Raw genomic sequence first — 14,538 nt, forward strand, 5'->3', positions numbered from 1 at the left:
CTGAAGGCCCAAGCCAAGCGGCGCGCCCGAAACGGTCGGCTGATCGGCGCTACAGCCGCCGTCGGGGTCGTCGGAGGCATTGCGGGCCTTGGCTATCTGGCGTTGTCACCGGACCGGGTGACCGCCCAGTGCGTCCGAGACGATGCCGGCGGCCAACCGGTCATCGTGTCGGACTACCACTGCACTGATCACACGGTGGGGCCCAGTGGCTTCTTCTTTTTCGGCGGACACAGCTACCGCTACTACTACGGCAGCTCCGGCACCATCGGGTCGCGACCGATCGGGGGAACGACGGTGGCGCCGAAAGGCGCAACGATCACCACGAAGTCCGGCAGCACCATTCGGCGCGGTGGCCTGGGTACCAAGTTCCGCGGCGGCGGCTCGTGAGACGTGTGACCACGCCGCCGCGACCCAACTGGCAGTCCATCGTCGAATCGCAAGGCCTCATCTACGGCACGCCGGCCCGTTACCACAACGGCGCGGACCGACCCTACTGGGACGAGTCGGTGTTCTACGAGTTCGACATGGACGAAGTCCTGGCGCTGGAAGCCGACGTCGAGTTGCTGCATTCGATGTGCCTGCATGCCGTCGACCAGGTGGTCCTCACCGAGCGCTACGCCGATTTCGGTCTGCCGGAGTGGAGTTGGGCCGCCATCGACGAATCGTGGCGCCGCTCCGATCCGCACGTTTACGGACGGTTCGACCTGCGTTACGACGGGCGTTCTCCGGCAAAACTTCTGGAGTACAACGCCGATACGCCGACAACGCTGCTCGAGGCGGCGATCCTGCAGTGGCACTGGCTCAAGGACAAGTTCCCCGGTGATGACCAATGGAATTCGTTGCATGAGCAGCTGATCGACCGCTGGAAGATCGTGCGGGATCTGATTCCCGGCGGCGACCTCCACTTCTCCTGGTCCGGTGCAGAAGCAACCGGCGAGGATCAGATCACGACGACCTACATGCAGGAGACGGCGGCCGAAGCGGGCTTCGACACCGTGGCGCTGACCATCGAAGATGTCGGCTGGGACGATGCGCTACAACGGTTCGTCGACTTGGAAGAGGCGCCGATCCACGCCATGTTCAAGCTTTACCCGTGGGAGTGGGTGCTCGACGACGAGTTCGGCAAGCAGGTGACCGAGAGCATGCCGCAGACGTTGTGGATCGAGCCGCTGTGGAAGACGTTGTTATCGAACAAGGCCATTGTGGCGGTGCTTTGGGAGATGTATCCCGGACATCCGAATCTGCTGCCCACGTATCTCGATGAGCCACACGTGCTGACCGAATACGTTCGCAAGCCCAAGCTCGGTCGTGAAGGGGCCAACATCACCATCGTCGGCGCCGGGATGGAAACCGCCACCGGCGGCGTCTACGGCGAGGAAGGATTCGTCTACCAACTGCTCGACCCGCTGCCGGAGTTCGGCGATATGCGACCGGCACTGGGGGCATGGATTGTGGGCGACTCGTCGGCGGGACTGGGTATCCGCGAGACAGCCGGGTTGGTGACCGACGACGGAGCGGCTTTCGTCCCGCACCGCATTCCGCTCGAATGAGGTCGTGACGGCCCGCTACTGCGTCGCGGCCCGCAGCGTTCGTGGCGGAACAGTCGATGCGGCAAGCGTTTCCGCGTCGATCGTCTGGGGGCGATAGGCCAGCTTGTGCAGCCGGCTCCGCATCGTTCCGACCGGATCGGCGAGCGGTCCGCGAACGCCGGACAAGAATGCCCACTCGTGCTCGTCGCTGCCGAAATACACCACCGCTTCGAATCTCTCGTGGAAGCGTTGCCATGACCGCTGCAAGCCGGCATTTCGCCACAAGGTAGGGCAGCCCGCCTGACCGACAACGACCTCGGCGATCCGGGCGCACTGCGCAAGGAAGTCGGCGCCGTAGAGCCGGTTGTGCTGAACGGGATCGGTGCGTTCGTCTGGACCGTCGATGACGACGATGTCGTAGCAGTCGGTGGTCTTCTCGACGAAGCGGCAGCCGTCTAGGTAATGCACGGTGATCGGGCCGGTACCGTCTTCGGCCCGCAACAGTTCTGTCGTCGAGTAGCCATAGGGCAGGTGCTCGGCGCACAGCCGAACCGCTTCGCGGTCGATGTCGACGTGATCGACATGGGTGGCGCCTGCGGTGACTGCGAGTTGGCTGACCACTCCCTCACCGGAGCCGATGATGAGTACCCGCTGAATTCGGGGGGCCAGCAACAGTGCAGGCACCAGCAGCGCCTCGTGATAGACGAGCTGGCTCAATTCCGTGCTCTGTCGCTCGCCGTCGCTGAACAAGGCGACACCCTGTTCGGTCCGGCCGATGACGACATGCTGATAGTCGGTGTGCACATCGCAGACGACGTCGGAGAGCTGCCAATGGCGGGTCAGCCCCGGCCCGAGCGGTTCGACGATTTCCTTGCCCGAGCCGCGAAAAACGGTCTGGATGGCGACATTTGTCGCGGCCAGTTCCTTGCAGAGCAACCGGACCGCATGTTCGGCGTCAGCTGAGTCACCACAGGTGAAGACGTCGACGAACATCGCGCCCCGCTCCGGGTAGCTGTGGATCGAGGCGTGCGACTCGGTGAGCAGCGCTACTACAGTCACGCCGTGCGGTGTGAACCGCTTTTCCATCATGCCGCAGACAGTGGCTCCGGCGCTGGCGAGGGCGGTGCTCAGAATGCCGCGAAGCCGGGCGGTGTCGTCGGCCAGCGCAGGGTCGACGCCGGAGAACTGCGCCAGCACATGGCAACCGCCGAAGCGGCTACCCGGCCGGAACTGCATCAGTGACTTCTACGAAATGTTGTGTCAGCGACGCAAAGCCGTTGAACGAAGTTGCGGCGTAACTTGCGGTGTACGCACCGGCGGCTTCGATGTCGACCGGGTCTCCGGCACGCAGTGTCAGCGGCAGCGGATAGCGTTGGTAGAGCACGTCGTCGCCGTCGCAGGTGGGTCCCGCAACGACGGCGTCGCCTCGCACGTCGCCGTCGCGGGCGGTGCGCAGCCGGTAGCGGATGTATTCGTTCTCGGTTTCGGCGAGTCCGCCGTAACGACCGACGTCCAGATAAACCCAGCGGCGGTGGTCTGTGCCGGTGCGCACCGACACCACTTCGCAGTGGATGGTGCCGGCCGGCCCGACGATCACCCGCCCCGGCTCGATGACCAGCTGCGGCGGCGCAGAGCCGAAGTTGCGGGTCAGCGATTCGTTCAAAGTGTCGGCGATGCTGTCGATGCCCGGCACATCAGCGGTGTATGACACCGGAAACCCGCCACCGACGTTGAGCGTTGCGAGAAACCCCAGGCGCTCGAAGACTGCGGCAGCGCAGTCGATTCCGATGCGCCAAGCCGTTGGATCGAGCTGCTGTGAGCCCACGTGGAAGGATAGTCCTTCTGCGCGCAGACCGAGCTGAGCCGCTCGCTTCAGCAGCCGAGCGGCCTCGGCAGGGGCGCACCCGAATTTGTGGCCAAACGGTGTCACCGACGGCGGAAACGCCGGTGCGATGCGGCATTCGACGCCGGAGCCGGGCGCGTGCCCGGCGATCACAGTCAGGCCTTCGTCGGTGTCGAAGGTGAATCGGCGCACCCCACGCGCATACGCGTAGGCCACGTCGGAAGCTTTTTTCACCGTGTTGCCGAATGTCATGGCACCGCCGGCGACACCGGCGGCCGCGCACGCATCGATCTCGCCCACCGACGCGACGTCGAATACGGCACACTCCGTCGCCAGCAGCCGCAGGATCGGTTCGGCCGGATTCGCTTTGACCGCGTACCGGATGCAAGCCTGGGGCAGCGCAGCGCGCAGCGCGCGGAAGTTCGCACGCACGCCGGCGAGATCGATCGTGAGGGCTGGTGTCCCGGGCACGGCCGCAGACTACAACAGCCGGGCTTGCGGGCACCATCGACTTCGGCGCCTCGACTACTCCCAGATCACCGGTGGTCCGTGCGGCCCGCATTCAGCCAATACGTGGTCGGCACCGCCCGGCCAGGTGCGCGCCCGCAGCAGGAAGGCGACCGCGGCGTCGGGGGTGCGGCGCTGCGGCTCGAACGTAAGGTGTGCGAACGGCGACCGAGCGTCCGCCTGTGCCGCCAGCGCGTTGATTCCGGCATCAACGGCGGCCTGTTCACCGGCGGAGAGGTACTGCCAGACGACCGAGTGCCACAGCACGGTCACCGTTCCTTCGGTGAGCCGCAGCCCCGCGACGGCGTCGGCGGCGGCACGCCGCAGGACTGGGGCCGGCACACCTCGGGCGATCTCGATTGCGCCGCGCAGTCGATCGAAACGCGGCGTCATGTCGGGCCATACGTAACTCAGCAAGGTCACTTCGCCATCCGGAGTGGTGGCGTCGACGGGCGCGATGTCATACCCCTCCCGCTCCACGATCTGCACGGTGGCGCTCGGCGGCAATTTGCCGTGCCACGCATCGTCGACCGTCACCGGGGAACCGGCCGGTCCCCAGTGTCCACCGGGGTAGCGGTACCGGTAGTGGTCTGCGCGCAGATTCAGCCCGGCGCTGGAGCCGATCTCGAAAAGCATTATCGGCAGGGGGAATTGGTCTGCGAGCACAAGCAGACCGCCGATCAGCGCCGCGGCCCTGCCGACCTCGTTGGTCTGCGGTGGTTGGCTCAGCGCGGCGCGCAAGGCGCTGATGTGATCGGCTGCCACCGAGGTGATTCGCGGCCATGCCGCATCAGCGGCCCAACTGCCTCCGGTGCTCGGGTACCAGCGGCGCAGTTCGGGCGCGCGGCCGTCGAGCACCAGCCGGTGCAACCCACCGAGCAGCCGCAGCGGCACCGCCAGGCGGCCGTCATCGTGCTCGTGGCCGGCCAGGATCTGCGCGAAAACCCCGCCGGCGCTGACATCGGCGACCACCCGCTGCAGGAGTTCGCCGTACATCGGCGAGCCCAGCGCAGCACACGCCCGTCCCTGTGAGCGCAGCGAGTTGAGCAGGAGGTCGGCGCCAGTCATCGGGTACGCTCATCGAGTCCGCCGCCGATCACGTCGAACGCGTCGGCAAGCGATTGCGGCAGCGACACCGATTCGTCGGCCAGCCAATGCTCGTAAGCGCTCAACGCGACTCCGAGCATGAGCCAGGCAACGGTCTGGGGCAGCAGGTCGGTGGTATGAATGCCGGACCGGCGGGCCACGAACTCCGCGACCACCTCGCGCCATCCGGCGTACATCGTCATCGAGTAGGCCTGCAGCTCAGCGGTCTGCAGGATTACCCGCATGCGCTGGCGGTGCAGGACGGTCTCCGACTCGTCAAAGGTGTTGAATTCCAACAGCGCAGCGCGAAGTGCCGCACCGAGCGGCACATCCGGCGCAACCCGGCCCAGCAGTTGCCGCAAGTGCTGTAGGTGAGCGTCGAAATCGCCCCAGGGGATTGCATTCTTGGAGGCGTAATAGCGAAACAGCGTCCGCCGGGCAATGCCGGCAGCCCGCGCGACGTCGTCGACACTGACGGCGTCGAAGCCGCGCTCGGCGAACAGCTCCAACGCCACGTCGGTGATGTGATGTGGCGTGGTCGAGCGCCGCCGGCCCACCCGGGGTTCGGGTCCCCGCCGCGTCGCACTCATTGTTCCGGCCGCCTCTTTCTTTCTGGCACTCGATGCCATATTCTGACCAAGATTGTGACCGGGACACCCCGGCTTGTCGAGTCAACGACGAAAGGTTGCTCAATGGAACACCAGGCCGACACCGAGACCGACGCCGAACTCGTCACCGAGATCCTGGTCGAAGAGGTGTCCATCGACGGGATGTGTGGGGTCTACTGACCGTGCCGGCCGCGGGACTCGACGGCGCGCCTGCTACCTCGCCGCCGGGGGGATTCGACCCGGACCTGCAGTGGCGACTGCATCCGCAGGTAGCCGTGCGGCCCGAGCCGTTTGGAGCGCTGCTCTACCACTTCGGTACCCGCAAACTGTCGTTTCTGAAGAACTGCACGATTCTCACCGTGGTGCGTTCCCTTGCCGATCACCCGGATGCCCGATCGGCCTGCCGCGCTGCCGGAGTCGACGACGCCCGGCAGGGCCCTTACCTACACGCGCTGGGCGTGCTGGCCGAGTCGAAGATGCTTGTGACGCAGGAGGACCGATGACTGCAGCCTCGCTGGGCTCGCCCCGATTGATCGAGCAGTTCGAGCACGGGCTCGACGCGCCGATCTGCCTGACCTGGGAGCTGACCTACGCCTGCAACTTGGCTTGTGTGCACTGCTTGTCGTCGTCGGGCAAACGCGATCCGCGTGAGCTGTCCACCAGTCAATGCAAGAGCATCATCGACGACCTGGAACGCATGCAGGTGTTCTATGTCAACATCGGTGGCGGCGAACCCACTGTGCGCCGCGACTTCTGGGAGCTGGTCGACTATGCGACCGAACACCACGTCGGCGTGAAGTTCTCCACGAACGGCGTGCGGATCACACCGGAGGTGGCCGCGCGGCTGGCCGCCAGTGACTATGTCGATGTGCAGATCTCGCTGGACGGCGCCAGCGCCGAGGTCAATGACGCCGTCCGGGGCGCCGGATCGTATGCGATGGCGGTACGCGCTTTGGAGAACCTCGCCGCTGCAGGGTTTTCCGACGCCAAGATCTCGGTCGTCGTCACTCGCCACAACATTGATCAACTCGACGACTTCGCCGCGCTGGCGGACCGTTACGGTGCCACTCTGCGGATAACCCGACTGCGGCCCTCTGGGCGCGGTGTCGATGTGTGGGACGACTTGCACCCGACCGCCGGCCAACAGGTTCAGCTGTACAACTGGCTGGTTGCCGAGGGGGAGCGGGTGCTGACTGGCGACTCGTTCTTCCATTTGTCCGGTTTGGGTGAACCCGGCGCGCTGGCGGGGCTGAACATGTGCGGAGCTGGGCGGGTGGTCTGCCTGATCGACCCGATCGGCGACGTATATGCCTGCCCGTTCGCCATCCATGATCGCTTTCTTGCCGGAAACGTGCTGTCCGACGGCGGGTTCGATTACGTCTGGAAGGAGGCGCCGCTTTTTCGTGAATTGCGCGCACCACAGTCGGCCGGCGCTTGCGGGAGCTGCGGCCACTACGACAGCTGCCGCGGCGGCTGCATGGCGGCCAAATTCTTCACCGGTCTGCCGCTGGCCGGCCCGGACCCGGAATGTGTGCAAGGCTACGGCGCGACCGCGCCCGGCAGTGCCAAACCGCGTCCGGGCAGCGACCACTCCCGGCAACCACGAGGCGGCGGACCGGTCGCACTGACGCTGTCAGCACGACCGCCGGAGCGACCGCCCGCCCGGCTCTGCAACGAAAGTCCGGTGTAGTCGTGGCCCGCCACACCTGGTTCGAGACGGTGTCAATCGCTCAACAACGGGCCAAGCGGCGGTTGCCGAAGAGTGTGTACATGGCGCTCGTCGCCGCCAGCGAGAAGGGCGTGACCGTCGCCGACAATGTGGAGGCGTTCAGCGAGCTCGGCTTCGCCCCGCACGTCATCGGTGCCATCGAGAAGCGTGACCTATCGACTACCGTCATGGGCCAACAGGTTTCATTTCCGGTCATCCTCTCGCCGACGGGCGTGCAGGCCGTCGACCCGGAGGGGGAGGTGGCGGTCGCCCGGGCGGCGGCGGCGCGCGGCACAGCAATGGGCCTGTCATCCTTCGCCAGCAAGCCGATCGAGGACGTCGTCGCAGCAAACGGCAAGGTGTTCTTTCAGGTGTACTGGCTCGGCAGCCGCGATGCGATCGCCGAGCGCGTCGAACGCGCCCGGCAGGCCGGTGCGGTCGGCCTGATCGTGACTACCGACTGGACGTTTTCGCACGGGCGAGACTGGGGCAGCCCGGCGATTCCCGAGCAGATGGACTTCCCGACCATCCTGCGATTGTCTCCCCAGGCGGTGACCCGGCCGCGGTGGCTGTGGAACTGGGGCAAGACGCTGCGCCCGCCTGACCTGCGGGTTCCCAACCAGGCCCGACGCGGTGAGCCCGGCCCCACCTTCTTCGCCGCATACGGCGAGTGGATGGCGACACCGCCACCGACCTGGCAGGACATCGCCTGGCTGCGCGAGTTATGGGGCGGACCGTTCATGCTCAAAGGGGTGATCAGGGTCGACGACGCCAAAAAAGCTGTCGACGCCGGTGTTTCGGCCATCTCGGTGTCCAATCACGGCGGCAACAACCTTGACGGCACACCGGCGACGATCCGTGCGCTGCCGGCGGTGGCCGAGGCGGTCGGCGATCAGATCGAGGTGCTTCTGGACGGCGGAGTGCGGCGCGGCAGCGACGTGGTCAAAGCACTGGCGCTGGGCGCCCGCGCGGTCATGATCGGCCGTGCCTATCTGTGGGGTCTGGCCGCCGGCGGGCAGGCCGGGGTCGAGAATGTACTCGACATCCTGCGCGGCGGTGTCGACTCTGCCCTCGGCGGCCTGGGCCGGGCATCGGTACACGACCTCACTCCGGACGACGTCGTCGTCCCGCCCGGCTTCACCCGGGCGCTGGGGATCGCCGGCTGAGCGGGTTGACTGCCGGCCTCAACCGGCGCGGCCTGGCTTTGCCCTCGCTGTCGACAATCATTGTGATACGGGCGTGGCAGCCGGGGCTGGCGTGATGTGCGTCGCCCGATCCGAGCGGTCCCGCCAGATAATTCATTCAGCGAGCTCGTAACAATCGGTGCACGCCAGGTAAATTCGTTTTACCATCACCGGGTGGCTGTCCTCGCCGAACTCGGGGGCTCGACGTCGAGCCAGCTCTGCAGCGTGTCGTCGGCAGTCCTTGTTCCGGTCGGGTCAACCGAACAGCACGGCCCTCATCTGCCACTGGACACCGACACCCGGATCGCCACCGCGGTGGCCCGCGCTGTTGCCGTATGCTTGGGTGCCGCGTCAGCACCGGGCGGTGAGCAGTACCTGGTGGCGCCGGCGATCGCCTATGGCGACAGTGGTGAGCACCAGAGTTTCGCCGGAACCATCTCGATCGGCACCGAGGCGCTGACGATGCTGCTCGTCGAGTACGGCAGGTCGGCCAGCTGCTGGGCTCAGCGTTTGGCGTTCATCAACGGCCACGGCGGCAACGTCCTCGCGTTGCAGCGCGCGGTGCGTCAACTGCGAGCCGAAGGCCGTGACGTCGGGTGGTGCGCTTGTGCCGTCGCGGGCGCGGACGCGCACGCCGGCCACACCGAAACATCGGTGCTATTGCACCTTTCACCGGCAGATGTGCTGACCGACCAGTGGTGCGCTGGTAACGGCGCTCCGCTGGCGGAGCTGTTGCCCTCGATGCGGCGCGAGGGAGTCGCAGCGGTCAGCAAAGTCGGCGTGCTGGGTGACGCCACCACGGCGACCGCAGCCGCGGGAAGCCGAATCTTCGCCGAGATGGTCGACGGCTGCGTCCGGCGGATCTCGAACTGGGCACCGGGCCCGGACGGAATGCTGGGATGAGCCAGACTCGGCTGCCCAATGGGTTCGCCGTGCAAGTAGACCGGCGTGTTCGCGTGCTGGGCCAAGGCTCCACTCTGCTAGGCGGCTCGCCTACTCGACTGCTGAGGCTGGCTCCAGCCGCTCAGGACATGCTCGCCGACGGCCGCCTCAAGGTGCACGACGCCGTCAGCGCCGAACTCGCCCGTACGCTGCTGGACGCCACGGTGGCGCACCCGCGGCCGGCCGGCGGCCCCTCCCATCGCGATGTCTCAGTGGTAATCCCGGTGCGGGACAACCCTTGTGGTTTGCGACGGCTGGTCTCCGCACTGCGCGGGCTGCGTATCATCGTCGTCGACGACGGGTCCTCCCTGCCGGTCGATCGCGGCGAGTTCGCGGCTGCACACCCCGACATAGAAGTGCTGCGCCATGCCCGAAGCCGTGGGCCCGCGGCGGCGCGCAACACGGGGCTGGCCGCCTGTTCGACCGGTTTCGTCGCGTTCCTGGATTCCGATGTCGTGCCGCGGCGAGGCTGGCTGGAGGCACTGCTCGGTCACTTCTGCGATCCGACGGTCGCGTTGGTGGCGCCGCGCATCATCGGGCTGTCGCAGAGCGACCATCTGGTGGCCCGCTATGAGGCGGTCCGCTCTTCGCTGGACCTGGGTCAACGCGAGGCGCCGGTGCTTCCCTACAGCACCGTTTCCTATGTGCCCAGCGCAGCGATCATCTGCCGCACCGCGGCACTGCGAGACCTCGGCGGTTTCGACGAGACACTGCGGTCCGGCGAGGACGTCGATTTGTGCTGGCGACTCGTGGAAGCCGGCGCTCGGCTGCGCTACGAGCCGATCGCTTTGGTGGCCCATGATCACCGGACTGAGCTGAAACACTGGATCGCACGCAGAGCGTTCTACGGCGGGTCGGCTGCTCCGCTCGCCGCCCGTCATCCGGACAAGACGGCGCCGCTGGTGATATCAGGCTGGGGACTCGCGGTATGGGCCCTGATGGCCGTCGGCTCATGCCTGGGTTACCTGGCGTCGCTGCTGGCCGCCGCACTGACAGGCCGCAAGATCGCCAACGCCATGCGGGGCGACGACACCCAGCTGTCCGATGTTGTGGTGGTGGCCGCGCGCAGCCTGTGGTCGGCTGCCCTGCAACTGGCGTCGGCCATCTGCCGGCACTACTGGCCGGTCGCCCTGATCGCCGCTATTTTCTCGCGGCACTGCCGCCGAGCCGTGGTCATCGCGGCGGTCGTTGACGGCGTTGTCGACTGGATCAGCCACCGAGGAGACGCCGAAGGGGACAGCAGGCCCATCGGCTTGTTGTGGTATCTGGTGCTCAAGCGCTTGGACGACATGGCCTACGGTCTGGGTTTGTGGAGCGGGGTGGTGCGCGAGCGCAACATCGGCCCACTCAAACCGCAGATCCGCACCTGACGACTACGAACGACGCTGTCTGACTTTGTCTGAGGCGGTGGCGCACAGCGACGTCCTGATCGTCGGCGCGGGCAGTGCCGGATCAGTTGTCGCCGAGCAACTGTCAGCCGACTCCGGCTGTGTTGTGACGGTCCTGGAGGCCGGTCCTGATCTCACCGATCCGGTGCTGCGGGCTCAGACCGCCAATGGGCTGCGCCTACCCATCGGCGCGGCCAGTCCGCTCGTCCAGCGTTACCAGACTCAGCTCACCGACGACCCGATTCGGCGGCTACCGATCATGCGCGGAGCGACGGTCGGCGGATCCGGCGCGGTGAACGGCGGTTACTTCTGCCGCGGGTTGCCACGCGATTTCGACGCCATCGACGCCCCCGGCTGGGCGTGGTCTGATGTGCTCAGCCACTTCCGGGCGATCGAAACGGATCTGGACTTCCGAGGCCCGGCGCACGGCGCCACCGGCCCTATCGCGGTACGCCGCACCCGCGAATTGGTGCGCGGCAGCGAAGTTTTTGTGACTGCGGCGCAAGCTGCGGGTTTCCCGTGGATCGCTGACCTTAATGGTGTCGAATCAGGGCAGTCGATGCCGTCCGGAGTGGGCGCTGTACCGCTCAATATCGTCGACGGTGTGCGCAATGGTTCGGGCGCAACGTATTTGATCCCGGCTCTGGGTCGGCCGAACCTGAGGCTGTTGGCGGCGACACGAACCCTGTTGTTGCGCTTCAAGGGCACCCGCGTGGTCGGCGTCGACGCGATCGGTCCGCGCGGTCCGCTCACCGCGACCGCCGACCGTGTCATTCTGTGCGCCGGTGCAATTGAATCCGCGCACCTGCTGCTGCTGTCCGGTGTCGGCGACGAGACAATGCTGCAGGCGGCGGGAGTGACCCTGGTGGCACCGCTGCCGGTCGGAACGAACTGCAGTGACCACCCGGAATGGGTCCTGACGACGAATTGGACGGTGGCGACGGGCCGGCCCGTGCTCGAGGTCGTGCTGAGTACATCGGATGGCATCGAGATTCGGCCCTACACCGGCGGTTTCGTGGCGATGGTCGGTGACGGCACGGCCGGGCATCCGGATTGGCCGCACATCGGCGTGGCGCTGATGCAGCCGCGGGCGCGCGGGCGGGTCTCGTTGCTGTCCGCCGATCCGCTGGTGCCGCCGAGTATCGAGCATCGCTACGACACCGAGCCCGACGACGTCGCCGCGTTGCGTCGAGGCAGTAAATTGGCGCGTGAACTCGTTTCCGGTACAACGGATGTCGGGCGGCCGGTCTGGTCGACGTCGCAGCATCTGTGCGGCAGCGCGCCGATTGGGACGGAAGACGATCCCCGGGCCGTCGTTGATCACCGGTGCCGTGTGCACGGCGTCGAGAACCTGTGGGTGGTGGACGGCTCAGTGCTGCCGACCGTCACCAGCCGGGGACCGCACGCCACGATCGTGATGCTGGCTCATCGAGTTGCGCAGTTTCTCAAGTGATTTCGTCGGTCGATTGGCCGGTGAGTCGCCGGATCAGTCGCAACTGTCGACCGTCTCGCCCCGGCGCCCACATCGCGATGACCACAGCGGCGAACGCGATGATCGCCGCAAGTACCGTGAACGACGAATCCATCGCCTGCAGAAATGCGGATTTGCTGAGCTGAGCCAGCTGATCACCCTGAGGCCCCATGGCTTTCGCGATTTCCATCGCCTGGGCCAGCGAATGCGATGCCGGCTCGCGGATTGTCGCCGGGAACGCCGACAATTTCGGTCCGACGAGGTGGCCGTAGCTCGTCGCCAACACCGAACCGGCCAAAGCAATTCCAAGGGCCGCGCCGAGCTCGCGGGTGGTGTCGTTGACCGCCGATGCCACACCCTGCTTCTCGTCGGGCACCGAGGTCATGATCGCCGAAGTAGTTGGCGCCGTGCAGAACCCGATGCCGGTGCTGATGACCAGTAGCGGCCACACCATGTCGATATACGACGAGTGCAGCTCGAGCACGCGCATCCAGAAGAAACCGGCCGATATCAAAAGTAGCCCCACGAACACCACTGAGCGAAGACCCATGCGCGGCAGATACCACCGGGACAGCACCGAAAGCGTGAGCATCGGCAGCATCAGCGGAGTGAGCGCCAGCGCCGTGCCGATCGGGCTGTAGCCCATCACCAACTGGATGTACTGCATCATAACGAAGAAGAAGCCGAACATCGCCAGGAAAAAGATCGTGATGGCCGCCGCGCCGGTGGCGAAGTCTGGCCTGCGGAACAACCGGACATCCAGCAGCGGGTGACGGCGCCGCACTTCGACGAATCCAAAGACGGCGGCGAGGGCGGCGCCGGCGGCGAGGCTTCCGTACACCAACGGATTGGTCCATCCCCGAGCCGGAGCCGAGACCACCCCGAAAACGAAAACCACGACCGCGGTTCCGCTCACGGCGGCCCCCAACCAATCCACTGGAGTCGCTTGTTCGTCGCGCGAGGTCGGCACCGTGCACGCCAGCACGAAGACCAGCGCTGCAGCGACGACGAAGGCCCAGAAGATCGCATGCCAGGAAAAGAAGTGCAGCAGCAGCCCCGACCCGAGCATCCCGATGACTGCACCCGATCCGGCCACCCCGGCCCAGATTCCGACCGCCTTGAAGCGCTCCTCGCGCGGATACGCCGCGGTGAGCAGAGACAGGGTGGCGGGCATGATGAACGCTGCGCCGGCCCCGGCCGCGGCCCGCGCGGCGATGATCTGCCACGGGTGGCCCGCTATCGCCGGCGCGACGGATGCGGCGGCGAAGATGGCCAGACCGATAAGCAGCGCTCCGCGCCGGCCGTAACGGTCGCCGATCGCACCGGCCGGCAGCAGCAGGCAGGCGAGCACCAGCGTGTAACTGTCGGCCACCCAGGTTAGCTGCGATTGGGTGGCCGCGGTGGCCACCGCAATGTCCGACAGAGCGGTGTTCAGGGCGACCATCGACGCAATGACCAGCGACACGCCCATGCAGGTGACGACCAGAGCCCACGCTCGGGCGCGGGCGGATCCGCCGAGTTGGGCCACGTCGGTACGCTGGTCAGGCCGGGTGAGGGTCTCGACCATGGTGGCAAGGCTCCTTTCGGTGGCTAATTTTGAGACTAACAGTCTCGTACATAGACCGTTAGTCTTGGTTTGAAACCTTCTCAGCGAGGTGGTGAGAAATTTCCGGCAGCAGTACCGATCCCCGGCCGGCGCGGTCCCGCGCCCGATTACTGGACGCCGCTGCTTCGCTGCTGCGGTCTGGCGGTCCCAGCGCGGTGACTGTCGACGCCGTCACCCGTGCCGCCAACGTAGCGCGGGCAACCCTGTACCGCCACTTCTCCAGCGGAAACGATTTGCTCGCAGCGGCATTCAACAACCTGATCCCGCCCGCGCCAATGCCGCCCGCCGAGGGTTCACTGCGCGACCGGCTCGTCGCAGTCCTGCTGGCCCAAGCCGAAGGAGTTGCCGAAGCCCCGGCCACGCTGACCGCAATGTCGTGGTTGGCATTGGGCAGCGACTTGGAACATTTGCCGGAGGCCCGGCACACCTCCGCGGCGGACAGCACCGCGATCACGACCTTGCGTGAACGGATCGCGCAACAGTACGCAGCGCCCTTCGATGCCATCTTCGACAGCCCGGAGGCGGTGGCCGAGCTGGGCCAGATCGACCGCGCCCGGGCGGTCGCGCTGCTGATCGGGCCCCTGGTGCTCGGGCGGCTGTCAACCCTGCCGGACTTCGATTACCGTGAGTGCGCTCTCGCGGCCGTGGACGGCTTCTTGCATGTGC

General features: G+C 66.5%; 14 protein-coding genes and 1 pseudogene. 10 read left to right on the plus strand and 5 right to left on the minus strand.

Annotation, left to right across the window (positions count from 1 at the left end):
- Together WA317_RS06395 and WA317_RS06400 are read left to right on the plus strand one after the other, a co-directional pair.
- Nucleotides 1–387 (plus strand): annotated as a pseudogene (locus tag WA317_RS06395) (hypothetical protein); the annotation flags it as partial.
- A complete protein-coding gene (locus WA317_RS06400; protein ID WP_425172236.1) occupies nt 384–1,550 on the plus strand; it encodes a glutathionylspermidine synthase family protein in 1,167 nt (388 codons plus the stop codon). The pseudogene WA317_RS06395 and the gene WA317_RS06400, both read left to right, overlap by 4 nt.
- A gap of 15 nt (nt 1,551–1,565) precedes the next feature.
- Here the strand turns inward: WA317_RS06400 and speD are convergent, their stop codons facing one another.
- From speD to mftR, 4 genes are read right to left on the minus strand one after another with little or no spacing between them, the layout of a single operon-like run.
- The gene (gene speD / locus WA317_RS06405) at nt 1,566–2,765 is read right to left on the minus strand and encodes an adenosylmethionine decarboxylase (protein WP_425172237.1); all 1,200 of its coding nucleotides are present in this window, start codon (nt 2,763–2,765) and stop codon (nt 1,566–1,568) included.
- A complete protein-coding gene (locus tag WA317_RS06410; protein ID WP_425172238.1) occupies nt 2,746–3,843 on the minus strand; it encodes a type III PLP-dependent enzyme in 1,098 nt (365 codons plus the stop codon). Before WA317_RS06410 ends, speD begins: the two co-directional genes overlap by 20 nt.
- Nucleotides 3,844–3,897: 54 nt before the next feature.
- Entirely contained in the window at nt 3,898–4,947 is a 1,050-nt protein-coding gene (locus WA317_RS06415) for a DUF2332 domain-containing protein (RefSeq protein WP_425172239.1), read from the minus strand.
- Nucleotides 4,944–5,555, minus strand: a complete 612-nt coding sequence (gene mftR, locus WA317_RS06420; RefSeq protein ID WP_425172240.1) for a mycofactocin system transcriptional regulator — start codon at nt 5,553–5,555, stop codon at nt 4,944–4,946. The genes WA317_RS06415 and mftR overlap by 4 nt, the downstream gene beginning before the upstream one ends.
- A 102-nt stretch (nt 5,556–5,657) precedes the next feature.
- Here mftR and mftA point away from each other — a divergent pair, with 102 nt between their 5' ends.
- The 7 genes from mftA (at nt 5,658) to mftG (ending at nt 12,248) form a co-directional block, all read left to right on the plus strand.
- Nucleotides 5,658–5,753, plus strand: coding sequence for a mycofactocin precursor MftA (gene mftA / locus WA317_RS06425; RefSeq protein ID WP_425172241.1), 96 nt, complete (start codon nt 5,658–5,660; stop codon nt 5,751–5,753).
- A 2-nt stretch (nt 5,754–5,755) separates the two neighbouring features.
- The gene (gene mftB, locus WA317_RS06430; RefSeq protein WP_425172242.1) at nt 5,756–6,076 is read left to right on the plus strand and encodes a mycofactocin biosynthesis chaperone MftB; all 321 of its coding nucleotides are present in this window, start codon (nt 5,756–5,758) and stop codon (nt 6,074–6,076) included.
- A complete protein-coding gene (mftC, locus tag WA317_RS06435) occupies nt 6,073–7,263 on the plus strand; it encodes a mycofactocin radical SAM maturase (RefSeq protein WP_425172243.1) in 1,191 nt (396 codons plus the stop codon). The genes mftB and mftC overlap by 4 nt, the downstream gene beginning before the upstream one ends.
- A gap of 2 nt (nt 7,264–7,265) precedes the next feature.
- A complete protein-coding gene (gene mftD / locus WA317_RS06440) occupies nt 7,266–8,447 on the plus strand; it encodes a pre-mycofactocin synthase MftD (RefSeq protein ID WP_425172244.1) in 1,182 nt (393 codons plus the stop codon).
- Between the two features lie 153 nt (nt 8,448–8,600).
- Entirely contained in the window at nt 8,601–9,368 is a 768-nt protein-coding gene (gene mftE, locus WA317_RS06445; protein ID WP_425172249.1) for a mycofactocin biosynthesis peptidyl-dipeptidase MftE, read from the plus strand.
- Nucleotides 9,365–10,777, plus strand: a complete 1,413-nt coding sequence (mftF, locus tag WA317_RS06450) for a mycofactocin biosynthesis glycosyltransferase MftF (RefSeq protein WP_425172245.1) — start codon at nt 9,365–9,367, stop codon at nt 10,775–10,777. The genes mftE and mftF overlap by 4 nt, the downstream gene beginning before the upstream one ends.
- A gap of 25 nt (nt 10,778–10,802) precedes the next feature.
- Nucleotides 10,803–12,248 carry a mycofactocin dehydrogenase MftG gene (mftG, locus tag WA317_RS06455; protein ID WP_425172246.1) on the plus strand — a complete coding sequence of 482 codons (1,446 nt, stop codon included), beginning with the start codon at nt 10,803–10,805 and terminating at the stop codon, nt 12,246–12,248.
- Here mftG and WA317_RS06460 read toward each other — a convergent pair.
- A complete protein-coding gene (locus WA317_RS06460; protein ID WP_425172247.1) occupies nt 12,241–13,833 on the minus strand; it encodes an MFS transporter in 1,593 nt (530 codons plus the stop codon). The two genes, mftG and WA317_RS06460, sit on opposite strands and share 8 nt — an antisense overlap.
- A 194-nt stretch (nt 13,834–14,027) precedes the next feature.
- On the opposite strand from WA317_RS06460, the gene WA317_RS06465 reads away from it, so the two are divergent.
- Nucleotides 14,028–14,538, plus strand: a 511-nt coding sequence (locus WA317_RS06465) for a TetR/AcrR family transcriptional regulator (RefSeq protein WP_425172248.1), incomplete at its 3' end; no start/stop codon positions are given.

This window comes from Mycobacterium sp., assembly GCF_049802695.1.
Taxonomy (GTDB): Bacteria; Actinomycetota; Actinomycetes; order Mycobacteriales; family Mycobacteriaceae; genus Mycobacterium.